The 25,186-nt window shown below is 48.5% G+C and carries 22 protein-coding genes, 1 other RNA gene and 1 pseudogene; 11 read left to right on the top strand and 13 right to left on the bottom strand.

Annotated features, from left to right (window positions below):
- Positions 1 to 114: 114 nt before the first annotated feature.
- From BRW63_RS28600 to BRW63_RS24740, 3 genes are read right to left on the bottom strand one after another with little or no spacing between them, the layout of a single operon-like run.
- Positions 115 to 252 carry a hypothetical protein gene (locus BRW63_RS28600; protein ID WP_181314493.1) on the bottom strand — a complete coding sequence of 46 codons (138 nt, stop codon included), beginning with the start codon at positions 250 to 252 and terminating at the stop codon, positions 115 to 117.
- A gap of 27 nt (positions 253 to 279) precedes the next feature.
- Positions 280 to 1,743: an AAA-like domain-containing protein gene (locus BRW63_RS24745; RefSeq protein WP_073075015.1), complete on the bottom strand. Its 1,464-nt coding sequence runs from the start codon at positions 1,741 to 1,743 to the stop codon at positions 280 to 282.
- Positions 1,740 to 3,464, bottom strand: coding sequence for an AAA-like domain-containing protein (locus tag BRW63_RS24740; protein WP_073075014.1), 1,725 nt, complete (start codon positions 3,462 to 3,464; stop codon positions 1,740 to 1,742). Before BRW63_RS24740 ends, BRW63_RS24745 begins: the two co-directional genes overlap by 4 nt.
- A gap of 415 nt (positions 3,465 to 3,879) precedes the next feature.
- On the opposite strand from BRW63_RS24740, the gene ssrA reads away from it, so the two are divergent.
- Positions 3,880 to 4,260: a transfer-messenger RNA gene (gene ssrA / locus BRW63_RS24735) on the top strand.
- A gap of 76 nt (positions 4,261 to 4,336) precedes the next feature.
- Here the strand turns inward: ssrA and BRW63_RS24730 are convergent.
- Genes BRW63_RS24730 through BRW63_RS24715 form a run of 4 tightly spaced genes read right to left on the bottom strand, consistent with a single transcriptional unit; the run spans position 4,337 to position 5,814 of the window.
- Positions 4,337 to 4,705 carry a phage holin family protein gene (locus tag BRW63_RS24730; protein ID WP_073075013.1) on the bottom strand — a complete coding sequence of 123 codons (369 nt, stop codon included), beginning with the start codon at positions 4,703 to 4,705 and terminating at the stop codon, positions 4,337 to 4,339.
- A gap of 16 nt (positions 4,706 to 4,721) precedes the next feature.
- Complete coding sequence (locus BRW63_RS24725; RefSeq protein ID WP_073075012.1) at positions 4,722 to 4,913, bottom strand: YqaE/Pmp3 family membrane protein; 192 nt, start codon at positions 4,911 to 4,913, stop codon at positions 4,722 to 4,724.
- A 38-nt stretch (positions 4,914 to 4,951) separates the two neighbouring features.
- Positions 4,952 to 5,509 (bottom strand): hypothetical protein, encoded by a 558-nt coding sequence (locus BRW63_RS24720; protein WP_073075011.1) that lies wholly within the window; start codon positions 5,507 to 5,509, stop codon positions 4,952 to 4,954.
- Positions 5,510 to 5,553: 44 nt separating this feature from the next.
- Positions 5,554 to 5,814 (bottom strand): YkvA family protein, encoded by a 261-nt coding sequence (locus tag BRW63_RS24715; RefSeq protein WP_073075010.1) that lies wholly within the window; start codon positions 5,812 to 5,814, stop codon positions 5,554 to 5,556.
- A gap of 248 nt (positions 5,815 to 6,062) precedes the next feature.
- On the opposite strand from BRW63_RS24715, the gene BRW63_RS24710 reads away from it, so the two are divergent.
- From BRW63_RS24710 to BRW63_RS24695, 4 genes are all read left to right on the top strand, one after another.
- Positions 6,063 to 8,597 carry a hypothetical protein gene (locus BRW63_RS24710; RefSeq protein ID WP_073075009.1) on the top strand — a complete coding sequence of 845 codons (2,535 nt, stop codon included), beginning with the start codon at positions 6,063 to 6,065 and terminating at the stop codon, positions 8,595 to 8,597.
- A 126-nt stretch (positions 8,598 to 8,723) separates the two neighbouring features.
- Positions 8,724 to 9,107 (top strand): hypothetical protein, encoded by a 384-nt coding sequence (locus BRW63_RS24705; RefSeq protein ID WP_073075008.1) that lies wholly within the window; start codon positions 8,724 to 8,726, stop codon positions 9,105 to 9,107.
- Between the two features lie 163 nt (positions 9,108 to 9,270).
- The gene (locus BRW63_RS24700; protein WP_073075007.1) at positions 9,271 to 9,891 is read left to right on the top strand and encodes a Uma2 family endonuclease; all 621 of its coding nucleotides are present in this window, start codon (positions 9,271 to 9,273) and stop codon (positions 9,889 to 9,891) included.
- A gap of 220 nt (positions 9,892 to 10,111) precedes the next feature.
- Positions 10,112 to 10,747: a lysozyme family protein gene (locus BRW63_RS24695; RefSeq protein ID WP_073075006.1), complete on the top strand. Its 636-nt coding sequence runs from the start codon at positions 10,112 to 10,114 to the stop codon at positions 10,745 to 10,747.
- Between the two features lie 71 nt (positions 10,748 to 10,818).
- Here BRW63_RS24695 and BRW63_RS24690 read toward each other — a convergent pair whose 3' ends face one another.
- The 3 genes from BRW63_RS24690 to BRW63_RS24680 form a co-directional block, all read right to left on the bottom strand.
- Complete coding sequence (locus tag BRW63_RS24690) at positions 10,819 to 14,097, bottom strand: efflux RND transporter permease subunit (protein ID WP_073075005.1); 3,279 nt, start codon at positions 14,095 to 14,097, stop codon at positions 10,819 to 10,821.
- Between the two features lie 68 nt (positions 14,098 to 14,165).
- Entirely contained in the window at positions 14,166 to 15,479 is a 1,314-nt protein-coding gene (locus BRW63_RS24685; RefSeq protein ID WP_073075004.1) for an efflux RND transporter periplasmic adaptor subunit, read from the bottom strand.
- Between the two features lie 167 nt (positions 15,480 to 15,646).
- Positions 15,647 to 16,321 (bottom strand): DUF1345 domain-containing protein, encoded by a 675-nt coding sequence (locus tag BRW63_RS24680; RefSeq protein WP_073075017.1) that lies wholly within the window; start codon positions 16,319 to 16,321, stop codon positions 15,647 to 15,649.
- Between the two features lie 198 nt (positions 16,322 to 16,519).
- Here BRW63_RS24680 and BRW63_RS24675 point away from each other — a divergent pair, with 198 nt between their 5' ends.
- From BRW63_RS24675 to BRW63_RS24665, 3 genes are all read left to right on the top strand, one after another.
- Complete coding sequence (locus BRW63_RS24675; protein ID WP_073075003.1) at positions 16,520 to 17,533, top strand: cation diffusion facilitator family transporter; 1,014 nt, start codon at positions 16,520 to 16,522, stop codon at positions 17,531 to 17,533.
- Between the two features lie 110 nt (positions 17,534 to 17,643).
- Complete coding sequence (locus BRW63_RS24670) at positions 17,644 to 17,859, top strand: hypothetical protein (RefSeq protein WP_073075002.1); 216 nt, start codon at positions 17,644 to 17,646, stop codon at positions 17,857 to 17,859.
- 132 nt (positions 17,860 to 17,991) lie between these two features.
- Entirely contained in the window at positions 17,992 to 19,992 is a 2,001-nt protein-coding gene (locus BRW63_RS24665) for an alkaline phosphatase (protein ID WP_083583238.1), read from the top strand.
- A 272-nt stretch (positions 19,993 to 20,264) separates the two neighbouring features.
- On the opposite strand, the gene BRW63_RS27880 is transcribed toward BRW63_RS24665, so the two are convergent.
- Entirely contained in the window at positions 20,265 to 20,615 is a 351-nt protein-coding gene (locus BRW63_RS27880) for a hypothetical protein (RefSeq protein ID WP_146135846.1), read from the bottom strand.
- 112 nt (positions 20,616 to 20,727) lie between these two features.
- Here BRW63_RS27880 and BRW63_RS24660 point away from each other — a divergent pair, with 112 nt between their 5' ends.
- A complete protein-coding gene (locus BRW63_RS24660) occupies positions 20,728 to 21,165 on the top strand; it encodes a hypothetical protein (RefSeq protein ID WP_073075000.1) in 438 nt (145 codons plus the stop codon).
- Between the two features lie 192 nt (positions 21,166 to 21,357).
- Here BRW63_RS24660 and BRW63_RS24655 read toward each other — a convergent pair whose 3' ends face one another.
- Entirely contained in the window at positions 21,358 to 21,729 is a 372-nt protein-coding gene (locus BRW63_RS24655) for a hypothetical protein (protein ID WP_073074999.1), read from the bottom strand.
- A gap of 336 nt (positions 21,730 to 22,065) precedes the next feature.
- Positions 22,066 to 23,043 (bottom strand): integron integrase, encoded by a 978-nt coding sequence (locus tag BRW63_RS24650; protein ID WP_317615846.1) that lies wholly within the window; start codon positions 23,041 to 23,043, stop codon positions 22,066 to 22,068.
- A 339-nt stretch (positions 23,044 to 23,382) separates the two neighbouring features.
- Here BRW63_RS24650 and BRW63_RS24645 point away from each other — a divergent pair, with 339 nt between their 5' ends.
- Both BRW63_RS24645 and BRW63_RS28595 read left to right on the top strand, forming a co-directional pair.
- Complete coding sequence (locus BRW63_RS24645) at positions 23,383 to 23,925, top strand: MOSC domain-containing protein (RefSeq protein WP_181314494.1); 543 nt, start codon at positions 23,383 to 23,385, stop codon at positions 23,923 to 23,925.
- A gap of 849 nt (positions 23,926 to 24,774) precedes the next feature.
- A pseudogene (locus BRW63_RS28595) lies at positions 24,775 to 25,186 on the top strand (IS4 family transposase); the annotation flags it as partial.

Below are 25,186 nucleotides of genomic sequence, written 5' to 3'. Positions count from 1 at the left end.
TCTTCACTTGTGTCCCGGACTGACTTAACAATTGAGCGCTCATACTCACCCCTCTTGGTTGCATCACTGAGGTAATATCATGATTGAATGATTAAATCAAGTAGAGGTCGCACCCTAGCAAAACTCACCCGCCTTCAGCGCTTGATAAAAAACTTGATCGGACTGTCGTTGTACATAAGTGGGGGCATTAGCAGGTAAGCTACCGCCGACTTGATAATCAAAAGGCATTCCGAAAGCAGGCTGCTCTGTCATTTGAATCGCTCGGTTGATCTAATTTTACTAATGCACCCAAAATAAAATGGCTACAACAATTGCCACGATTAAAACAACTCCTAACACAATTAATGCTGTGAGACTGGCATTAAACAAACGACGTACCCGCCGCAATTTTGTAGTCGCAATTTGTTGCTCGGCTACCAGCCTTCGTTGACTTTGCTTCTCTGATTCCAATGCTTTAAGAATTGCTTGCCGCTCATATTCTTGACTAGCTAACAAAAACCGATGATCTTGATATGGCAGAGAGCGATTAGCTGCCCAGACTTTTGCATCTTCCAATAGTTGATCCTGCAACAGCCTTGCATTGTCATACCCGGACTCTACCCAGGCTTCCATTGCAGATCGGTAGGGACAAATTGTGACAATGTACTTTTCAATCCATCGCTGATTGAATATTGTCACATAAACTTGGTTAGCAACCTGAAGCTGTTGGTCATGCTTAATTAAAAGCCCTGATAGCCTCAGCTCTACCTGCTCTGAACTATCGTCAATAGGCACAGTTCTCATCCGCAGCACCTCACGATATAGCTCCAAAAGCCTTGAAAACTGTTTGCTACTGGTAATTCGGTTTTGAATCGTCGCTAAATGCTCTGGCACATCTTGCTGAAGCCAATTGTCAATGATGTATTTCTGCACCAGTTGAGCAATCCAGCTATTTGCTCGTCCTTGTGGAATACTATCTGCATGATCAATTACCAAACGACAAGCCTTTTGAGTGAGGAAGGGTTGCCCCCCTGTCCAGTAGAGAATAGAACCTAAAACAGCAAGCGGATAAGGCGTAATTTTGGATAATCCTTGACACAAAGGCTCTACCTCGGAGAGTTGAAATCCTATTAACTCAATTTCCCTTCCTACATTAAACGGGGTTCGCTGCTTGTCTTGTATTAAATCGGAGGGGGTCGTTACGCCAAGCAGTGCAAATGCTAACCGATGATACTCCGGCTTCTCGGCGCGGCGGTTGTAACACTCTCGAATCAACGCAAAGAAGTCATCCAACCTGAATGGCAAGCTGAGAATATTGTCAACTTCATCAACAAAAATGACAATGGGTTGGGAAATTGTTTTCAGCAACACCTCATCAATAAACTTATCAAATCTCCGTACATACGATAGCAACTGATGTTTTTCCCACCAGGCGTAAAGGTCGAATACTTCATATAAATCTAGACTACTAACAATACTATCGATGACACTGCTATACCACTGCTCTGGTGTCATATCTGATGTGCCGATGCGGGTCAGGTCGATCGCTGCACATACTACCCCCTCAGCCTCTAACCGTTGCATAGTATGTACCTTCAAGCTCGATTTACCCATCTGCCGAGCGTTGAGTACGTAGCAGAACTCCCCTGTCTTCAATGCTTGGTAAAAAGCTTCATCTGACTGGCGCTGCACATAAGTTGGGGCATCAGCAGGCAAACTACCGCCAACCTGATAATCGTACCTATCCTTTGGCATGATACTCATGTACCCACCCTCAACCGTTCTCTAAAGTATTCCCGGTACAAATTGCACGACGGCATCACTTCGCTCCCTCGAAACAGCACCAGCCCCATACTGGTGAGCTTAAACGCCTCACTCGTATTAATTGCGATCGGATGATCCACCGCAATCACCTGTTTCATCACTGCCAGCAGTTTCTCATCGCCCTCCAAATTCAGCAGATGGCGGCGAAGATGTTCACCATACAAGCCACCTTCGGTTGGGGCAAGTTGCAGAAGTTGTTCCAACGATACCTCACCCCGCGCAATCTGATACAGCGCCGCCCGCACCAGATAGGGATGCCCTCCCACCATTGCCATAAGTTGCGCCACTACTGCTTCTGACCAGTCCAATCCGTGCCGCTTGACTAAATCTATAACTTGCGGCTGGGTTAACTGCGGTAGCTCGATCGGCACACCCACATTAAACGGCGATTGGTTAATGTTGAGCGGAATATACACCTCCTTAGAATGCACAATCACTAGCCGCAGGTTCTTCCAAATTGGCTTAATTTTGGCATCCTCATGCCATGCCCGCAGCATTCCAAAAAAGTCCGTCGCGATCGTCGGATACTCAAACACCTGATCGACTTCATCGAGGCACAGCACTATCGGGCGCTGAAGTTCTGGCAACAAATATCGCTGAAAGTAGTTCGTAGATTTATTTTTCGGGCTAATCGTGCCCTTCCAATAATCAGCTAACCGATCGTCTAAGTTCAATTCCCCAGCAATGCTGTTACAAAACCACTGCAAAAACAGGTCAAGATTCCTGAGTGAATCGCGATCGACGAGTTGAAAATTCAACGATGCTGTTTGGGTGCCTTGCTCGATCGCATGATTGATAATCCGCAGCATCAGCGACGATTTACCCATTTGTCGAGGCGCTTTAATCCGAATCAGTGCCCCTGGTTTGACGATCGCCTCGTAGCACCGAGCCTCGATCGGCGGACGCTCCACATACAGCAGCGACTCAAGCGGAACCTGCCCTTCGGGAACATCCAAATCAAGTAATGGACGCGAAATAGGCAGTGGTGGAGCCACCAGGCTAACAGGTTCAAGTTTTCGAGATTCTTCGATGACAGCAGCGGGTTGGCTGGCTTCGGGTTCTGGCTCAAGCACTGCCTCAGACTGCTGTTTGAGAACCGGGGTGAGATCTTCAGCAATGCCACTCATGCTAATGCTGACACAGCCACTTCTGTAAGCAAACTCGATCGATCGACCTGCACCCAACGCATCATAAAACCCAACGGCAAATTCACGAGCGGCACTGTCTCCGATCGCTTGATTCATCCCAATCACGTAAGGAACATATTGGGCGATCGCATTCGCCTGCACCTCGGAATAGCAAGCATTCAGCACCACGCATTCAATGTTGCACTCCTCCGTAAAAAGGTGAAACAACTTCGCCAGCGCCTCGCCCCGGACAAAAGTGGCTTGTCCCGCGACATCTTCTAAAACCAGCCCGTCTGCTCCCACCCCATGACCCGAAAAATGGACGATTTGGGGTTTGTAGTCCAACATTGCTCGCTGCAAATCCCGTGGTGTCGTTGCAGAAATCTTTTCTAGCTGAAATTTTTCGCGTTTCTGCGCTCTCTGAAGCCCCGCGTCAATTTCCTTGACTTCTTGATCGAGTCTCAACTGAGTCGAATTCTTCGGATTGGCTGCTAGAAACAGAATGGTCTTCTTTTTTCGGGTTGAGTTACTCATGAACCAGAGCTAAGGGCAAGATTATCTTTGCTTGAAACATTAGACCTCCTGCACGAAGCCGGAAACGCCCCCTAAATCCCCCATGAATGGGGGACTTTGAAATAGAAACTCGACTCAAAGTCCCCCAGCATGGGGGATTTAGGGGGCACAAGCCGACCTCAACGGAGCGAGATCTGAGAGCAGACATCTAGAATTCTATTCATGCAGGAGGTCTATTACTTCCAATACGATAAGTAAATTCAGGAGTAAGTTCGATAAAGTACACAATATGTTTACTTTTTGAGGCATTCACGTTCCTGAAGATCAAATTCACGGGTTCCCCAGGTAGCGTCCTGGAAAACATCACGCGAAGATCAAATTCACGGTTCCCCAGGTAGCGGACTGCAAAACCTCGCGCTATAATGAGAAGAGTCACGGGGCTGTAACGGTTTCGACAGGTTGGCGAACGTCACAACGTGATTCAGGTCGAGAGGGAGTCCACTCTCGTAAATATCGGCTCAAAACACAGTACATGCGAACAACATTGTACCCTTCGCTCGTAAAGCAGTCACTGCCTAAAAACCCCTAGCGGTTCGAGCGTCTACGATTTGACACCGTTAAGGATCGTAGAACAACCCCAACGGTTGCTCTAGACGATCGCCTCAAGTCGGTTTTCTAGCTAAGACAATACTTGAGAATCCTCCCGTTCGGGATAATGAACGGTTCCCGCTTCGAGGACTAGAGAAGCTAAACCTGTGAATGAGCGGTGTGCTAATACCCAGTTTGGACACGGGTTCGACTCCCGTCAGCTCCACTAAAAACTAAAAAGGAGGGTTCTAATCTAGAATCCTCCTTTTTTATGGTGAATGTCGTTACCCGCGTTTGCGTTAGTCCTATTTCGCAAAAGATTGACCCGCGCCTTGTTCTGTGAAATATTGACTCAAAAACGTGTTGGCAAACGAGAGAACAATCGGTGCGAGAACGATCGCCAGCCAACCATGCACCACAAATCCGGGAACCAGCAGCGACGCTAGCCAGAAACAAACACCATTGACCACGAGTGAGAACAGTCCCAACGTCACAAATGTGATCGGCAGTGAGAGCAGAGATAAGACTGGTTTGACAAATGCGTTGACCAACCCGATCGAGACTGCGGCTAACAACGCAGCAGCGAACGTATTAATATCCACTCCAGGAACGGTGAGATCAACCACTAACAAACTCAACGCAGTCGTGAGGGTAGTCAGAAAAAATCCAAGCATCGTGTTTCTCCTAATCTTAAAAGGTGCCCGTTTGCTGATTGGCTTTCTCTTCATGTTTGGCGATCGCCCAAACTGCATGAATCACACCAGGAATCCAGCCGAGAAAAGTCAGCGCGATGTTGATCAACAAAGTAGTGCTCAAACCGTAGGTGAGAAAAACACCAACAGGAGGCAGAAAAACGGCAAGTAGAATGCGAATGAGTTGCATAAATTAACCTCAGTGTAAATGATTAAAAGAATGGGAGCTTAAAGCTTGGCGGCGGCAGTTTGCAAAAGGTCTTTCAACTGTTGCCGAATTTGGAGTTCTTTCCGAGCGACAGAAGTTCCCGCTTCGCCGACTTTGGTTTCAAACTCTGTCTGCTTTTGCTGTAGTGGATCTGATCCTTGTGCTTCAGCGTTAGCGATCGCGTTGTTATACTGATCGGCTAGCTTTTCGACCCGCTGCTTGACGGCTTGATAGCGATCGCCATAGCGAGACGTAAGCGTGGCATCGAGCGTGATCAGCCGACTCTTTAACTCAACAACCAGCCGATTCTTAAGGGTCGTGAACAGATTCACAGTTTTAGAACCCCTTGAAGTCGGCTCCTCGGTTGATTCTTGCCCCGGCTCATTTAAGTTGTTTGAGATCGAGGAAAAGGTGTCTTTGGCGATCGTTCCGATTTCACCAGAGCCTGCTTTCAATTCGGTGATTGCCTGAGATGCTGCCTCTCGAACGATTTCACCAATGCGAGTGGCTCGCGTTCCCCCTTGAGTTTTGACTTTTCCAAAGTCAGTTGTGATGCGATCTTTAATGGAGTCAGACATGGTTTACCTGCGGTATGCGTTATAAATTTGGACGAGTCATCAAACTAGCTGACGACGGTTTTTGGTTCAGCGCTCTTTGGCTTGCGCGTTTTAAGCTGTTCGAGAAGCAGTTGAGACACTTCGGTAACCAGAACGGTTGCAATCAATCCATCATCAATCCAGCCTAAAACTGGTATCGCATCGGTGACTAAATTGAATGGACTCACGAGATAAATCAAACTGCCTAACACGATCAGCCAGCGATATTTAGAATTCCGTAAAGTGGTGCGATACCAAGTGTAGAGCGGTTTGAGGAAAAATTTCATCGGGTTCCTTTTGGTTGACAAGACTATCTTCGCAAACCCCTCGATAAATTTCTGGTGTTGATAACCCACAATTTTGTCGTAGCATTCCCACCTAATGAGTTTCCGTAATCGTCTTGGCGTTAGGTGGATGATCTTCGCAGCGGTCTCAAAGTCATCCTTCAGACGGGTGCGTCTTAGCTTGATTGATGGGTAATGTGCGAATTATTCACCTTCAATAAATGCAGGTGTATCGCTGCTGAGGTGATCCTATGAGTTCAGAAATGCCTTTTGTAGCTTCCAGTCCACCTGTGCTGACAACGCTGGCGATCGGGCTGCTGATTGCTTTTGCATTCCAACTGTTGCTGACCACGTTTGGCATCGCGGCTGGAGTCACGGCTCTCGGCTTTTTACCTCACGCAAAACCCAACCCGCCTGACACTGACCCGAATGCTAAGGGCGATCGTTCTGAGAACGTTAATCGGATCACGTTTGCGATCGGAGCAAGCACGCTGCTGACAGTCAACGTTGTACTGTTTGTCGCTTGCTTTTTAGCAGTCAAACTAAGTTTGGTCAATTATCCGATCGTCGGTGCCATTTTAGGAGTTGTGATTTGGTCGGCTTATTTTTTATTGTTGGTATGGTTGAGTTCTCAAGCGGTCAGTTCGATTTTGGGATCGATCTTAAACACGTTTGCTGCGAGTCTGCAAGGCTTAATATCGACTGTGACTAGCGCGATCGGGCGCAAGCCTAATCCTGAAATCTCAAACACGCTGCGAGAGCAAATCGCTGCTCAAGAGACGCTTTTGACAACACTTCAGCGTGAGTTAAAGGTAGCTCTTAACCCTGGTGATTCTCAGGAAACAGTTCAAGAAACGCTTCAGAATTATCTAAAAAATCTGCCCGTGCCGCAGCTTGACCTCCAAACGATCGGCGACGAGTTCACTGAGTTACTGCATTCCGAATTAAAGCCGATCGCGTCAGGAGTGGGTAGGGTGCCGTTAGATCGATCGGCGTTGGTTGAACTCTTTAGCGATCGCACCGACTTCTCTAAGCAAGATATTAACCAGTTGGTCGATCGCTTAGAAACAGTCTGGCAAGACGTGCTAAATTCACAATCATCTCATCCTCAGAGTGAACTGATTGAGTGGCTGCGATCGTCCAGTCCAGATGACCTAAATCGCCGACTGCCAGAACTCTTATCGCAAAAACAATCTGAGACAAGCGAGGATGCAGAGCCGTTAGCGTTTCAGAATCCGTTTGCGTTGCTCGATCTCAAACATCTCACAAGCATCGTGCTTCAAAGAGCCGATTTATCTGATTTGGATGTGAGTCAGATTTTGGGGCAAATTCAATCTTTAACTGGAGCGCGATCGACGGGCGCAGATCCCAGCCTCATTCAAGCCGACATCGAAGATTATTTGCTCAACGCTTACCCCTGGCAACTCACCCGCAAAACCGTCACGCTGGAGTTTAAAGACTTAATTTACGATCTCGATGCAGATCGTAATGTTGTTCGAGATCACCTTGAGCCTTTGACCCCTGATTATTTTGAGTCATTACTTCAGCAACGAGGCGATTTGACTCCTGCAAAAATTGCTCAAGCGGTCGATCGTTTAGAAGAAACTCGTCAAGAAGTGTTGACTACAATTGGTGAGAACAACCCTCAAGAACCTGCTCAACCTGAATCAAATAGTGCAGGAAGTCTCGATCTCTGGCAGCAGATGCAAGAATTCACTAGCGATCGTACTCAAAAGCTTGTTGCCAAAACAATTCAGCGTCAACTGAAATCATGGCTCAAACAGTGTGAAACCGAACATTGTCGCCTGCCTCAGTTTGATCGGGCTGAAATTGAGAACCGATTAGTCGATCGCCAAGACTTAACTAAGAAGCGAGTTCAACAAGTTGCTGACCAATTAGAAAAAGCCTGGAACACTTTAATCGAGGTATCTAAGACAGGAGATTCTGGGGCGCGATCGAGCGCTCAAACAATTCACGCTCCGACCTTGACGATTCCCATTCAGCCAGTCAGCAACCCACCGCGAAGACGAGCACTCAGAGCAAAAGAAGGAGCCAAAAACACTCAAACTCTACTAGCAGATTATCTGAAGCATCTCGACAAAGAAGATCTCAATTTAGACAGTCTGCAACGTGACTTAAAACAACTGCTGCACGACCCACAAGCAGGTCTAGAAGCATTGAAAGAAACACTTTCGCACATTGATGGCTCAACGCTGAGTGCCCTCCTTGCTCAACGTCAAGGCTTAACCGAAGCGGAAGCCAGTCACATCGTCGAGCAGGTTGAGTCTATTGTTCAAAAACTTGCTGAACAAGCACACCAATCGCAAGAGCAGATTCAGACCGCGATCGCCCATACCTTTTCTCAATTTCGCGATCGACTGACTGCTCTAGAGTTACCCGCCTTAAACTTTGACCAAATCAAACACGATCTCAATGCCCTGCTAACAAATTCGCAAACTGGAATTGAATCATTGAGCGATCGCCTACGTGGTTTTAATCGAGAGGCTCTAACTCACTGGTTTAACGATCGCGATGACATCTCTGAGTCACTGGCTCACCAGATGCTTGAGCGGTTCGATGCCATTCGCGCTGGTATTGTTCAACAAACCGAACGTCTGCAACAAGATACTCAACAGCGCATCGATCAGTTAAAGCAACAGGCGCACCATCAAGCCGAAGAAACCCGCAAAGCGATCGCGGCTGCTGCGTGGTGGTTATTTATCACAGCATTGACCTCTGCGATCACCTCTGCGATCGCGGGCGTTCTGGCCGTGAGAATTTTGTAAAAAACCTACGAATTGTTAAATAAAACTTCAGAAATAATTTGTTTTGTAGTTTTTGCTACAGAAGTATCTTAAAATAGAAGCGTCTAAAGTCTCCGCTGACATCAAAATTTCATCCCTTTGTGAATCATGGCTACTGCACTTCAAGTCAACCCATCTACAATTTCTGCTCAACATCAAGCCACGATCGCCGCTTCTCTAGCTCGTCGGCTTGCCGTTGCAAAAGCAGCTCAAAACACTCAACTCCTTACTCTGTTAGAGCAAGAGCAACAGCAGCTAGACCGCAAAAGCTACCCGTTGAATCTGGCGGCGCTGGTGGCTCAGGTCAAGCAAGTTTGGCATTCTTGGTTAAATGCCCTCGATCGTCACTCTCAGCTTTCGGTGAAGCAAGTAGTTGGCGAGTCTGGCACAACTTTCTGGCACGCTTATGACCCTAAAACTGGGAAATCTCTCTATGCAGAGTCTTCTTCAGAAGTCGTTAAATGGATCGAAGACAACGGTCTAGGACAATAAATCCTAGTTTTTACGAGCCGCACTAAATGGGTATAGGAACGTTAAAGATAATGTTCCTATACCCATTTTTATGATCACTAAAATGAAATTGCTAGAATACTAGGTTTTGATTTTAGGCTCAAACAGAGTACGCTAAATCTCAAGTGCGAAGAGGACGATCGTGATGATTCAAGCAGTGTCTCAACGGGTCAACTTTGATGAGTTTATCGAATGGTATCCAGAAAACTCAGAGCATCGCTATGAATTACACGAGGGAAGAGTTGTCGAAATGCCCAAGCCAACCGGGAAGCATTCTGAAGTCGCTGGATTCACAAACGGCTCACTATTTGTTGAAGTCGGACGGCTGAAGCTTCCTTACTTTATTCCTAGAGAATGCATCGTCAAGTCAGTAGACGGATCAGGCTATGAGCCAGATGTGATTGTTTTAGACAGGCAAACTATCAGCAATGAACCTCGATGGGCAAAGGAATCGATTATCACAATGGGGGCATCAGTGCGTCTGATTGTCGAAGTCGTCAGCACTAACTGGCAAGATGATTATCTGAGCAAACTACGCGACTATGAAGCGTTAGGGATTCCTGAATATTGGGTGATAGATTATCTGGGCTTAGGCGGTCGGCTACACATTGGCTACCCCAAACAGCCGACTTTTTCGGTTTATCACCTCATAGAGGGTGAGTATGAAGTGCAGCGATTTCGGATCGGCGATCGGGTTCTCTCTCCCACATTTTCGGAGTTGCAGTTGCCTGTAAGCGATGTCTTTTCTGCCGGAGAATTGAGTTAGCCAAAATCCAGGATTGCTATAGATTAATTATTCAGTTATTCTTTCAGCGTTGTATTAAGTATTGAACTTTTTGTACTAATTTATTTAACAGCATTAAAACCCTTATGAAAGTTTAGCATTCACAGTTGTTCGCAAATAGCAAAATACTTCCGTAATAAAACGTTTTACATTAGCGACCGATTGCCTGTACACTCTTCTAGTTTGTTTCATAAGATCTTGCATGATTGCTTCTCAATGGCTCGGTAGTTTGAGCAGTCGGTTTTGGCTGCAAAATTTTGCTAGCAGCGTTTTTCTACTATCAATAGGGCTACCCGCCTGCGCGACTCAAGACCCCTTCCAGATTCCTGCTCTCTTAGTGCCTTCAGTTCAGCAGTCTGCTCCGTTGTCTCAACCAGTGCAACTGCTGAGGTGGGCAATTATCGGTCAAGAAAGCGGCGCAAAATTTCAAAGCGTGAATCGGCATTCAGGGGCATTAGGCTATGCTCAAGTGATGCCCAGCAATCTAGCTGCCTGGTCGCAGGAGGCGTTAGGCTATCCGGTCTCTCGTCAAACATTTCTCAGCAATCCAGATATTCAGCTTGCGATTATTGACTATAAGCTCAACCAATATTGGCAGCGATCGCTCTTAGCCAGTGGCGGCAATGAAGAATTAGCGATTATGAGAGTCGCGTCGTGGTGGTATAGTGGCAAACCCAATCGCTATACCTCGACGAGATTGCAGTTTTATCGGGGGCATCGCTACCCTAGCATTGCCACCTATAGCCGCGCTGTGCTGCAACGCTATCGCAATCTGGCAGATGGGGCCGAAAATGCAGCAGTGAGATCGGATGCCGTTTTTCCTGAAGCGGGCAGTTAACGACGAGTATTGAGTCGTGAAGACCTTCTACCAGAGGGTCTTCATAGAATTCCTGTAAGAACAGTGACCCCTTATTTTCTGAGCGAAACTGGGTCAGAAGGTTCTTCTAGCACCGAGGAAGACTCGATCGCAACCACTTTTTTGCCTCGTCGCCAACCAAACAGATCATGCAGCAGTAAATAGGAGCAGGGAATAATAAACAACGTCAACAGAGTTGCTAATGTTAACCCCGAAAAGACCACAATTCCTAACGGTTGCAAGAACTCTCCCCCTTGCCCCAGACCCAAGGCAAGGGGAAAGATACCCAAAACGGTTGTAACAGTCGTCATCAAAATGGGGCGAAGTCGCTGAGGAGCCGCTTGCAGAATAGCAGTTCGACGATCGACTCCCTCCTCTTCCCGAATCTGATTGGCTGTTTCCACCATGATGATGGCATTGTTGACCACAATCCCTACGAGTAGCACTGCTCCAACAATCACTGTTGCCCCGATCGCCGTTTGGGTAAAAAACAGCCCCCAAATGCCGCCTGCTAGTGCTAGCGGGAGAGTCAACATAATCACCAGTGGATCGACTAGCGAATTATATTGCACTGCCATGACCACAAACACCAGGAATGCTGCCAACCCACCCAGCAACGGTAGAGCCGCTTGAATGGCTTGATTGCTCTGGGCAGCCGCACTCGGAAGACGGCTAATGCCTTGAGGGAATTCCACCCCTGTCAAGATGCGATCGACCTCAGCGAGTGCTTCTCCTAAACTGGCTCCTTCACTCAGCGTTCCAGCAATCAGAAACACCTGCCGCTGGTTGATGCGTTGAATTTGACCGGAAGCTTGTCCCGTTTCAATCTGAGCAACATCTCCCAAGCGCACCAACTGTTTGTCTGTCGTGAACAGCGGCAATGCTTCGAGCTGAGATGGGCGACGAATCGAGTCTTGATTGAATTGCACTCGCACATCCACTAGTCGATTTCCGCGCTGAAGCTGCGTTGGGACTGTTCCCTCAATGGCAGTTGTTAACACCTCTCCAACATCTTGAATGTTGAGGTCTAAGTCAGCCGATCGCTCTCGATCAAGTCGAATTTGAATCTCGGGCTGTCGGCTGTCGGCATCAGGTCGGAAGGCAGATAACTTTGCCTGCTGTTCCAGAGTTTTGACCAACTCTTGCCCTGCCTGCTCTAACGCTTTTGTATCTTCGCCTTGCAAGATCACGTCGATGTCCGATCGCACGGGAGAGTTACTCAAAATCAAGCCTCGCACTTCACCCGGACTCAGCCGCAGACGAATATCGACTAGATTCAGCTTGTTAAACGCTTGAGTCACTTTTGACACGTAACGCTCAACATCAGTTCCCGGTTTGAGGGTGATGGTGCTGGAAGCTCGGAGCGGGTTTGCGCTGGTGCTGCTGCCAAATAAGGCACCGCCCACTGTTGAAAAGACATACTGCGTTTCAGGCTGTGCTAGAAGAATATCATCGGCGGCGGTCATGACCTTACGACTGGTTTCTAGCGGTGTTCCCGGCGGAAACTGGGCGCTGAGTCGGGCTTGTCCTGTACTAATGCGAGGGAGAATTTCTTGAGGAATATGCCCCATCATCAACAGACTGCTGCCACCAAAGACCACAAAGGTGATTGCCAATACTAAGAATCGACGATGTACAACCTGCCCTAATACCCTAGAATATTGACGAGTTGCACCCTCAAACCGTTGATTGAATTCTCGCAACAGCCAGAACCGATCGAGCCGACTCGACCAGCGCACTGTAATCAACAGCGACGAGAGCATCGGCACCACCGTCACGGCAACCAACAGAGATGCCGCAACTGCAAAACAAATCGTCAGAATCAATTCGTTAAAGAGCAAAGAGATAAAGCCGCCGATTAGCAAAAATGGCAACACCGATACTAAGTTGCCTCCAGTTGCCGCGACCAGCGAAGATTCTACCTCTCGACTGCTGGCTTCTACTAAGCCGATCGCAGCTTGGCGGGTTTGTCCGTTGTGATTAATAGGGGCAGATCCGCCTAGTGTAACCGATCGCTTGTTGATATTCTCTAAAACCACAACTGAAGTGTCTACCGCCTGTCCGACACTAATTGCCAGCCCTGCCAACGTAAAGACGTTAAGCGAAAACCCGAACAGCTTCATGGCGATCGCGGCAGCCAGTGTGCAGAGCGGAATGGTCAAACTAATGATCAGCGTTTGCCGCAGAGAACCCAAAAACAACAGCACAGCGAGCGCAGCGAGAACCGCGCCAGAGATCGCGGCATCCGTCACACTGTCCAGCGATTCTTGGATAAACACCGACTCATCCAGCGTCGGAATTAACTCCATATCTTTGGGGATGGCCCCGGCTTGTCGCAACTCTTCGATGCGCCGTTTCACACTTTCTACGACTGCGATCGTGTTGGCATCGGGCTGTTTTTGAATGCTGACTTTGACCGCAGGCTGCTTGTTCAGCAAGACAAAAATGCGCTGATTTTCTGTCCCGTCTGCAACTTGAGCAAAATCGCGCAAATAAACTCGACGATCGGCGGAAACGCGGCTGTTTGGTTCAGCCTCTGCCGTTGTTGGCGCAGCATTGGCAACTCTAAACGAGAGGTTGCGAATCTGATCGACGTTCTGAAATCGCCCGATCGCACGGGTCAACGGCTCAGAAAGCTCACCTAGAATTCGTCCCCCAGAAACATCTTGATTAGTTTCTTCTAGCTCAGTCAAAACTTCGTTGATGCCGATCCCCAGAGATTGGAGACGATTGAGGTCTAAAACGACGCGCACTTCTTCGGGCACTCCACCCGCAATGTCTACGGATGCCACCCCTGGCACAACTCCGAGTTCACGCGCTAGCTCTTCGTCGGCAAATACCCGCAAGTCTACATCCTTTAATGATGGAGACGCGATCGCCAGTTCATAAACCGGAAGCTGGGACGGATCTACTTTGAACAAACGTGGTGCTTCTACAACATCGGGCAGATTTGCTTGGGCCCGGTTAAAGGCAGCCGTGGCATCGTTCAGCGCTTGGTCAATGTTACCTCCCGGTTCAAAATACAAGTCGATGTTCACCTGTCCTTCTCGCGTCTGAGAGTAGACCTGCACCACCCCCTCTGTTGCCGAAAGGGCTTCTTCGAGCGGTCTAGTGACTTCATCGATCGCCACTTCAGGGGCAATACCAGGAATATCGACGCGCACACCAATGCGGGGGTAGGTGATAGAAGGCAGCAAATCAACCTGAAGATTGAAGATAAAAAATATACCGATCGCAATGACTGCTAAAGTCAGCATCAATGTGCCAATGTGCTGGCGAATTGCAATTGCACTAATGCTAAAGCCTGAAGACTTAGAGTTCTGCGTCGTCATAAATCGTTTTATGGAGTAGTAGAGTAAGGACGGTTTGGAGTCTCTGAAGTTAAGTTCTACCTAGCTGCTTATTGAGCGGACTGCTGAGGCTTTTCAGAAAGAAAGCTCAAACGCACTGAGTCGCCGTCTTTGAGATTTCGATTTCCACGAGCGACAAATGATTCTCCGGGCTGAAGCCCTGACAAAATCTCGACTTTGCCATCAGATCGCTGACCTAACTTCACCGATCGCGCCACCACCTTTGCTTGATCTCCTTTGCCATTCACCGTAAATAGAGTTCCAGTGTTTGAGTTGTCTTGACCTTTAGGAGTTTGAATCGCCGCTTCGGGCACCACGACTCGTTGAGTGGCCGATCGCGCAAAGTTCACTCGTGCCAGCAAGCCACTGCGAATTTTGCGCTCTGGGTTAGAAAGGGTAACTTCTATCGGCACAAGTCGAGCGGTGGGGTCTGCTGCCGGAGAAATGCGGCTCACTTGTCCTTGAAACTGCTGCTTTGGAAAGGCATCTAGACGCACTTGCACGGGTTGCCCGACGCGAATCGTGCCTAGCTCTAACTCTGAAACTTGAACTGCAATTTTGGCGCGGCTAAAGTCTCCTAGCTTGAGAATTTCGCTGCCTGCTTGAGCTAAGTTTCCCGGTTCGGTGACGCGCTGCAACACCGAGCCTGTGACCGGAGAATTCAGAACCGTATACGATCGCCGTTCTGTTTCTTGATTGACAATTGCCTGCTGAGAAGTGACTCGTTTTTGAGCAGCGGTGACGGCTTGTTGCTGCGTTCTAATTTGCGCCTGGGCAGAGCGAAATGCCTGTTCTGCGGTGCGGGCAGCCGTGCGATCGGTTTCGGCTTGCTGGGCTGAGATCGCACCCTCCCGCAAGAGTTGCTGAGTTCGCGCAGCGTCCGATCGAGCCTGCTGAAGCTCCAATCTTGCACGTTCTATCTGGGTGCGGATGTTGCCAAGTTCTGCCTCTGCCTGGGCAACTTCTGACTGCTGCGCGGCAACATCGGCTTCGGCTTTACTCACGGCAGCCAGAGGAATTGCGTCATCTAATCGCCCCAAGACTTGCCCTTGCTGCACCTGATCGCCCACATCGACATTCAAATCGAGCAATCGCCCCTCAATTTGGGCACGAACCGACACTTCACGGACGGGCTGAGTAGTTCCCGTGTATTCGAGTTGTTTCTGTAGGGAATCAGTCCGTGCGATCGCCACATCGACGTTGGGGTTGCCCTGCTGTGCGCCTGAAGGTCGCTTTGACTCGGCTTCTGCTTTTGAGAATCCGCTACAGCCCGATGAGAGCATCAGCAGTAAGCCAGCGATAAAAAGCTGGCTCCAAACAGGGTTGTCTTTCGGAATCGGTTTGGCAGATTGAGCGATTGGCATAAGGACTGGGCACTGCATACGGGTCTTCAAAGAGTTTAGACTGAGATCGGCTTCGGATGTGAGCAATTTAGTTACAAAACTTTAACCTTTAGATTACGAGGTGATAGGAGAGACCGAAATCTGCAATTGGACTGAGAAACCTGGGCAATTGATTCAGCAGACTTGGCTCAAATCAGACCTGCGATGATGTTGATGGTCATCGCTACGATCGTCGTGTTAAAGAAAAACGCCAGCACTCCGTGCAGCAGCGCCAGTCGCCGAATCTGCCGAGAAGTCACTTCTACATCTGACGTTTGGCTCGTCATCCCAATCACAAACGAGAAATAGAGAAAATCCCAATAATCTGGCTCGATGTCGCCCGGAAAATCTAAGCCGTTTTCTTTACATTCGCGAAGTGATTTTCCGGCTTGATAATAGGCGTGCGCGTAGTGGGAGGCAAAGATTGTATGCACCAACAGCCACGAACCGACGATCGTGACGATCGACAGTGCCAAATGCAAAATTAGGAGCCGATTCTCTGACCCTTTGTCGTGCAAAATAAACCCGATCGCAGATAAACTCGCAAAGGCTGCCGCCGTAATCAAACTGAGAATGACCAATCGTCCAGGGTCTTCGTGTTGAGCATGGCGGCGCATAGAATCAGGGGTAGCATTCGCCATTAGCCACCAACTCAAGCCTAGAAAGCTAATCATGCCAGTGTCCCAGATGCAGAGGGCGCGAGTTGCCCAGTGAAACCAGGGCGGCAGCAAGACCGCAACTAACCCCGCTAACAAGACAGACAAAAGCAACCGAGGTTGGACACTCCACTTAAACGCTAATTTAAGTTTTGGTATTGAGCTCACGGGGCAAAACCAACGATCGTGGGATGCCTGCCAGTATAGATCTGGGTTCACCCCAAAAGTCAGGTTTCAAGGTTGATTTTACTCAAGGTTAACGTTCGCTTACCCCTCTATTAAAGACAAATCTGATAGTCTGTTCAGAGATAAGAGCAGACTGCTGCCTTTCCTATTCCTCAATCCAATCGTCTTGAGTGACGCTGAATGACATTAACCGTCGATCGACCTACCCGTAAACCATCCGCCTTGCGCTCCTGCTATTGTGGCTATCTGCATTCAGAAAACCCTAGACAAAAAGTGCAAACGGTGAGCCTTGCTCTTGTTCTTTTAAGCAGTCTTTTTGCCACCGAACTGATCGTCGGGGCGTTTAGCCATAGTCTCTCGCTATTGGCAGACGCAGGGCACTTATTTGCAGACATCGCGGCGTTAGGAATGACGCTGATTGCCGTGTGGATTGCCCAGCGCCCTGCCACGGGACGATCGACCTTTGGGCACAAACGAGTCGAGATTCTCGCCGCTTTGCTGAATGGGCTGAGTCTATTGGCGATCGCTGCGTTTGTGATTTGGGAAAGTGTAAATCGATTTCACGCCCCGCAGACCGTTTTGGGCTTGCCGATGCTGATCGGTGCCACGATCGGGCTAGGAGTAAACAGTCTCAATCTGATGCTGCTGCACCAGCGCAGTCAAAACGATTTGAACCTGAAAGCCGCTTTCCTGCACGTTCTAGCCGATGCTGCTAGCTCAGTGGGCGTGATTGCGGCGAGTCTGACGATCTATTTCTGGCACTGGATGTGGATGGATGCCACCGCCAGCCTGTTGGTCGCAGGGTTGACCAGTCTGAGCGCCTTACCGTTGATTAAAGAAAGCTTAGAAATTCTGCTGGAATATGCCCCCAGTTCGATCGATCCAACAGACGTTGAGACATCACTGATGACATTTGAGCCAGTCACCCAAGTTGATCATCTACGAATTTGGAGTATCACATCAGGTCACGTAGCGCTTAATGTTCATCTACACGTTCTGCCAGAGTTGGATAATCACGATCGCGATTGTCTATTAGAACGAATTAGCAGTCATTTGTCTCAGCAGTTTTTGATTCAAGAAATCACGCTGCAAATCATTAGCGAACAATCATCTGAAAAACCCAAATTACACCCATTTTTTACCCAAAGCTTAACCTCTCATGTATTGGGGAAAACACGGAGTTTAGCAAACTAAGTATTAATCTGATTGAGAGATTTCTGAACACCTAGTCATTGATTCAAGTTACCTATGCGTCTTCACTCTCTATGTGCTTGCCAGTCCTTCCTTTTAAGTTGGAGCCATCAATGATGACTTTAAATTTTTCTCGCCTTCGTCCGTTGATCTATTTTCTCGTGGGCTTCTGCGGCGCTTTAGCAGTGGCGATCGTCTCGGTTTCTGCCCCTAACATCGCACCCGTGCAAAGCGCTTCTGTGATCCCTGAGTCGCAAGCTCAACCCCCTATCAGCGAGTTTGCCCTAGAAACCGCAGCGAGTCACCGGGCACCCAATTTCTATCAGTAGCGTTAGCCAGGTAGCTTCTGACCTCTGAGACGAGGGCAATAATCAATCGATCGCCGAGATTTGCCCCGCGTAAATCTCACAGATTTCTGTGTTCACAAACCACCCGGAAGCCCACCGCTCAAGGAATCCGCAATGACGAAATTTCTTCAGACTATCACCCGGCATCTGTCCTTCTTCATGGCGTGCCTCTTCTGCACTGTTTCAGTTAATCTTGTTCCTTTTAATACGCCATCTGCCTTGGCTGCTCGATCGGGCAACGGGGTGAATGTGATTTTAATGATCGGCGATGGCATGGGCTGGAACATGGCTCGTGCGGCTGCCGTAGCCAAGGGCGCACCCTTCTACAAGGCGGGCAAAGGGCGAGGCTTAAGCTTTCAGCAGTTGACGGGTTACACCTACGCCACCACTTATGGAACGACGATCGCTGGCTCGACGGGCAATAGCGCTCTAGATGCCACCGCAACAACCTGCAAAACAACTGCGAACCCTACAGGCACCTTGGACTGTGGAGTCACAGGCGCGGCTCCGGTTCGGGCTGGTTTCCAATTCAACCCGGCGCTCAACCCTGGCACCCCTGCCCGCAACCTGACTGCCACAGCCGCTCAACCGTGCCGACTCGGAGGCGACCCTTTAGGTGGCAACATTGTTGGATTTGAGCCTGCTAAAGGTGGGCCCAACCCCTGGACACCTCTAACCCCTGCGTCTCCTGGTAGTGCTGACCCTGAATATATTAAGTGCAGCTATCCCGATTCGGCGAATACGGCATCGACGCTTTATACCGGGGTTAAGAGCTACAACAACGCAATGGCAGTCGATATCTACGAGCGGAGTTCGGTGAAAACCATTCTGCAAGATGCCAAAGCATTGGGCAAATCGACGGGCTTAGTTACGTCAGTCCCCATCACTCACGCAACTCCAGGAGCGGCGGCATCGAGCGTCAACCGTCGCAGCAAATATGACAACAATTTCCCGGCGCTTGACAACATTCTGCAAGAAGCGATTAGAGAAGACCAAGGCTATTTGCCAACGGTGTTAATTGGCGGCGGGCATCCTCTAGATTATGAAAATACGACCTCTGCCAGCACCATTGTTCCTAAGAATATCCCCGACCCCAAAGATCCAACAAAGACATTGACTGCGTTTAACTATATTAAGCAGTCTACTTATGAAGAACTGCGATCGAAGCCTAAAAACAACCGATATGGCTACAGGTTTTTAGAACGCGACACGAAAGTCACGACGACGAATAATTTAGGCGCGATCGTCGATGGCGGCAAAACCCTGATCCAAACGGCTAAAAAGATTAACCCCAATACAGGTGAACGGCTGCTAGGGCTATATGGTGCCCGTGGTCAGAATGGCAACATTCCGATTCGAGGGGCATCCGGTGATTACAGCTCAACTGGGTTAGATAACTTCGCCGTTTACGCCACGGCTTCTGCCTCGACTGCCCCAACCGGATCTCCGGTGAATAACGGCACTCAAATTCCTAAACCGGATACCGTTCGTCCGTTAGCTCCGGGTGAAACAGACAGCCAGTTCATTGCCAAAGAGGTCAAAGCAAATCCGACGTTGGCTCAAATGAGTCGCGCGGCGCTAGAGGTGCTTGGTAAAGACAAAGACGGATTTTGGCTGATGATTGAAGGCGGCGACGTGGATTGGGCTGCCCACGATAATAACCTCGACAATTTGATCGGGACGATGCGATCGTTTGACACCGCCGTTAGCGAAGTCATCAAGTGGGTCGGTCGAAACGGCGGCTGGAAGAAGAATGTGCTAATTGTCACCGCCGACCACGACCACTATTTGACCTTAAATGACAACTATGCACAACTCGTGCAGTCAAAGGGGGCAAAAGACCTGACCTACAACCAGCACACGCCCAACACTGCGGGGCACTTCTGGGGGTCTGACCCAGCCATCAAGTATGGGTGGGGCAACCACAGCAACCGCATGGTCCCTGTTTACTTCCAAGGCGGTGCGCTGAGGCTGGCAGATTTTGTCGGTCGCGATGTGGATTTTGTAGACAGTCCTCCTGGTGGAACGCCGAAGCGATATAAAATTCCGGGTGTTCCGCGTGCGGTTGACCAGAGCCATATTCACCAAGCCATGCTAGACGCGCTGAGGTCTTAAGGAACGTGGATTTATTAAGGTGTAACTTCTCGCCCTCTCCCTAAAAAGTTAGGGTGTACACCAGTCTTTATCGCTGCGTTTGGGTCGGCTTCAGCCCCCTAAATCCCCCATTCTGGGGGACTTTGAGCCAAGACTTCAGTTTCAAAGTCCCTCACTCGTGGGGGATTTAGGGGGCGCAAGTCTCGGCGATCACAAATCAGAGGACTTTTACAGGTTATTTAGTCCACGATCCTAAGCACAAGAGGTTCTCCCCCTCAAACTTTGTACAATTTTCATAAAGCTATCGATCGGGTGTTTGTTTGTTCTGAACTGCGCCTCAATAGATCGATAGCTTTTTTGTAGAAATAACGCTTTGGGTCTACAAAACAACGATCGAGGTTCACGAAACCGTTTTTAGAACCTACAAAACCGTCTTTAGAACCTACAAAACCGTTTTTAGAACCTACAAAACAACGATCGAGGTCTACAAAACCGTTGTTGAAACCTACAAAACCATTTTTGGAACCTATGAAACGATCACTGAGGTCTACGAAACTGTTGTTGAAACCTACGAAACGATCACTGAGGTCTACGAAACGGCATTTGACTCCCTGAATAGCGGAGTTTACGGAAGTCAAACGCAACGGCAACTCCTCTATTCAACTAGATTCCAAGGTTCTACGGATCTCGGTGAACTGAGCGCAGATCTAAAGTAGACCTGTCATCACAACTGCATCTGGCATTGGGAGCTACTCTATGGTTTATCAAAAACGACGTTCTGCCACTTTAGAAAAAGCGCAGGCAAGATTGCGCGGGCTGCAATCTATTCATCCCAATCTAGATTTAGGCAATGGGCTAACGCTGCAAGACTATGCTGCATTGATTACCACTTCAGACACCTGTTTGCAAACCCATAATCTTGCCCTTTCCGCTGTCGATCGCACCCGCATTGAGTTTGCCGAAGTCGAAGCTGCCGTATCCATCTTGTCAACACGGCTTTTGAGCGCTGTGGTAGCGACGTATGGCAGAGACAGCAAGGAATATGAGATGGCAGGTGGAAAACCGCCGAGTAATTACAAACGCTCCAAAAAACAACCTCTGGCGACTAATCTAAATCAGTCTCAGAACGGAACGATCGCTCCCACCAATGGAGCGACACCGAACGGTGCCGGAGCAGTGCCCCTTTCACGCTAAGGGAATTGCGGTTTAATAGAGTCTCAATCAATCGATTTCTTCGGGCTTCGACTTCGTTCAGCCCTCAGCTAGCGAGTGGGTTGAGCGAAGTCCAAATTCACGAACAACGCAGCGAGAGATTCTGTTTTCGCGCAAGTTTGTAAGGGAGCCGATCCCCAAAGGATAATCCCCGGCTCCCCAACGCTCAACTTCCTAGAGTTGAATGGTGACTTTGTTGTGCAACTCCTCTACTTGAACTGGTAAACCATTGCCGATAACAATATTGAACTTTACTAAAGAACGCTCAATCTGATATCCTGGCAACACTCGAACAATTTGATATTCAGTCGTCAAATCACTCGTGCCATCCCATTTGAACAATGCCAGTTGATTGGATGCAATCTCACTCAGTTGTGAAACGAAATCTTCAATGCTGTCGCTCACATTCACGAGAATGCCAGACGAAAGGAAGATGTAACGCTCTTGCAAATCCAAAGTGACACTGACTCGATAACGTTTTTCGGTTGAGCAACGCAACTCAACGGTGAACGAAATCGAGCCAGGTACGATCGTCCTGACTCCCATATTTTTGTCCTCTCGGTTAATTCAAAGAGGACAAGAACACTGATCTCTCAGACATTCCATTGGGGTGAAAAACGTATGCAGGATCTTGATTCCAGCCTTTCAAGATCCCATAGCAAAGCTGACGGTGTACAATCATGAACGCCTCCTGAGTTAGTCGGTTTAACTAGGGATGGAAGTCCTCGGAGTCTGATTTCGTCGATCAGGCTTCGGGGCACAACTCCATCACTGCGATGTATTGTACAGGAGTTTTTTGCTTTTTGGAATGATGAATTTTTGAGGAGGTGCGTTGCCTCGGCTCTTGCGAAGCTAATCGTTTTTTTGGGGAGGTGGGGGCGACTACGCATCTAACGGACTGCAAACTCCACGCCCACCGCGGTTTAAAACGTGAGTGTAAATCATCGTTGTTTTGACATCTTTGTGCCCTAGCAACTCCTGAATCGTGCGAATGTCGTACCCACTCTCCAACAGATGCGTCGCAAAACTGTGTCGAAAGGTATGACAGCCCACCCGCTTGGCAATCTTTGTTGCCTGCACTGCCTGCTTCACAGCTTTTTGCACCCCACTCTCATGTAGATGATGACGACACATCAGCTCACCGCGCGGATCTTTAGCAATCTGACTGGAGGGAAACACAAACTGCCACACCCAGTCCCGATTCGCATTTGGATACTTGCGATCCAACGCATAGGGCAATGAAACGGCTCCAAAACCTCGCCCTAAGTCCTGCTGATGTTGGCGCTTGACACTCACTAAATGGTCGTGCAGTTCTGCTGTCACGCTGGCTGGCAGCATGGTGACGCGGCTCTTGCTACCCTTACCGTCTCGCACCAAAATCTGATGTTGGGCAAAATCGACATCCTTGACCCGCAAGCGTAACCCTTCGCACAAACGCAGTCCCCCACCATAGAGCAACTTCACCACTAACTGCTGGACTCCAGAGATGTGTTGGATCACCTCCCGCGCCTCTGCTTTGGTTAAGACGGTGGGAAGATACTGGGTGCGTTTTGCCCGAATCGCATTTACCTCAGACACTTCTAGTTTCAGCACCTCTCGGTAGAGAAACAGAATCGCGTTGAGTGCCTGATTTTGAGTAGACGCGGCAACTCGCTCTTGAACAGCCAGATGCGTCAGAAATGCCTCAATTTCGACACGTCCCATTTCATTGGGATGCCGCTTGTTATGAAACAGGATGTAGCGTCTAGCCCACTGTACATAGGTTTCTTCGGTGCGGTAAGCATAATGCTTGAGCCGAATCGTGTCACGCAGTTGGTCTAAAAGCTTTTTCGGGCGCGGTTCCATGAGCAGTTGGGTCACATCAGTACATTATGCGCTTAATAATACTCGTATAATTAAGCACAAATCTGAAGATATGCGGAAAATTTCTTCCGATCCACCTTGGTTGGGTTAATATGCAGAAAACTTCCGTAGATCCACCCAATTTAGGGTAATATGCAGAAAACTTCTGCCGATCCACCCGTTTTGGGATGGATCTACGGAAACTTTCTCTCTAAAAAGAAGTTAGCTTGCTTCGTTTATAGGTGTTGGCAGTAGTTTGAAGGCTGTTGTTTGTATTCAAAATCAAGCGAACGTAGGAAGACAGGTAGTGAGCGAGTTTAGAATAAGGTTTGTGATTTAGAGACTGAGGTAGTGGGGATGAGTGGTGTTGTGATAGCAGTTAGCCGCAGTACAACTCACACGTTTACAAAACCAAACCAAGAAAGTATTCAGCTTCTAACTGGTTTAGGTGTTGAAGGTGATTCGCACATGGGTAAGACGGTTCAGCATCGCTCGCGAGTAGCTGTTGATCCAAATCAACCTAATTTACGCCAAATTCACTTAATTCACGCTGAATTGCATGACGAGTTGCAGGCTGCTGGTTTTGCTGTATCAGCCGGGCAGATGGGTGAAAACATTACAACACGAGGAATTAATCTGCTTGATTTACCAACAGGTACACGGTTGCATCTAGGCAATAAGGCAGTAGTGGAACTGACAGGTCTGGGAAACCCTTGTGCCCAGTTGGATCAATTCCAAACAGGACTGATGGCAGCAGTGTTAGATCGTGACGAACACGGTAAGTTAATCCGCAAAGCTGGTGTTATGGGTATCGTTGCAATTGGCGGGGAGGTTAGATCTGGCGATCGAATTCAAATTGAACTGCCACCAGAACCGCATCAGTCTCTTGACCGAGTTTGAGAGGTGATGATTTCAACAAAGTATCGTCGTGTAGTTTCGCCAGCTAACAAGTCGATGAAGCGGACAACCGAAAGCTAGTGGTGATGCAGCCAATGTTATCTACTGCCGCTTATCTTAGTCGTTAGATCGACAGCGCCATTTAGTTCACTTGTACTGTATGCTAAAATTTTCGTGACGCTACGATCTAACTAGCGTTGGAGCCGACAACCGAATTTGCATTCTTCGTCAGTGAGCAGAACCGCTTGCGGTTGCGGCTCAACTAAGTTTTAGACCGCTAAATCTTGGTTTGGGCGCAGCTTGAAGCTTGTCTGTGTGTGAAGCAGCTATTTCTAACTACTCTCGTAGTTTCAACTCGAATCATGAAACAACAGTCCGGACAATTTTGAATCGCTAACGATGGAATGCGGGTTTCAGCCTTCTCAATGAGGCTATCTACAACGGTAGAATGCGGGTTTCAGCTTCTGCCTCAAAAATTGTCCGGAGTATTGATGAAAGTGATTTATAAAATAACTTATCCCAATGGGAAAACTTATATTGGGCAAGATTTGACAGATAGCATTAATTATTTTGGAAGTGCCAATAGCAAATTAATTGAAAAAGATTTTACTAGGGAACAAAGAACAATACTCCGGACAAAATTTGAGCAGGTTTTAAGCCTCAAACCCTGATTCAACCGTGGACGGGATCTTTTTATCAAAGTCAGAGGCAACCAATAGTTCGGACAATTTTTGACAGAAAAGCTATCCATCGGATAGGGTGCAACTACTAAATCAAGCGCACCGGATAGATAGCTATGGAAGCCATTGTACAGAGCCTACTGACCAAAGTGGGCGTTTTCGCAAACCGCAAGTGACCTTTTTCGTGACGCTGTTTTCAACGATTCTGATTGTCTGCGGCAAGGTCAACTTCACGAATTTGAGCCGCTATAGTGAGTTGCATGAGAAGACGTACCGACGGCACTTCGGGGCGGAGTTTGACTTCACCTCGTTCAATGTCGAACTGGTCAACCTTGGAGCTAGGACAGAACAGGCGTTGCTGTTGGTGATGGATAGCTCGTTTATTCCCAAGAGCGGCAAGGCGACGGAGGGCATCGACTGGTATTGGAATGGTTGTGCTAGCCGGGTAGAGAAAGGCTTAGAGATCTCGTTAGTGGGGGTGGTGGATGTGGAAACCAAAACCGCTTACGCCCTGTCTGCCCAACAGACGCTGGCTCAAGCAGAGATGCCGAGCGAGATCACGCGGATGGATCAATATCTCTACC

The sequence above is a fragment of the Phormidesmis priestleyi ULC007 genome, from assembly GCF_001895925.1.
Taxonomy (GTDB): Bacteria; Cyanobacteriota; Cyanobacteriia; order Leptolyngbyales; family Leptolyngbyaceae; genus Phormidesmis_A; species Phormidesmis_A priestleyi_A.
The sequence above is the reverse complement of the archived record's forward strand: the minus strand, read 5'-3'. Positions and strand labels throughout refer to the sequence as shown.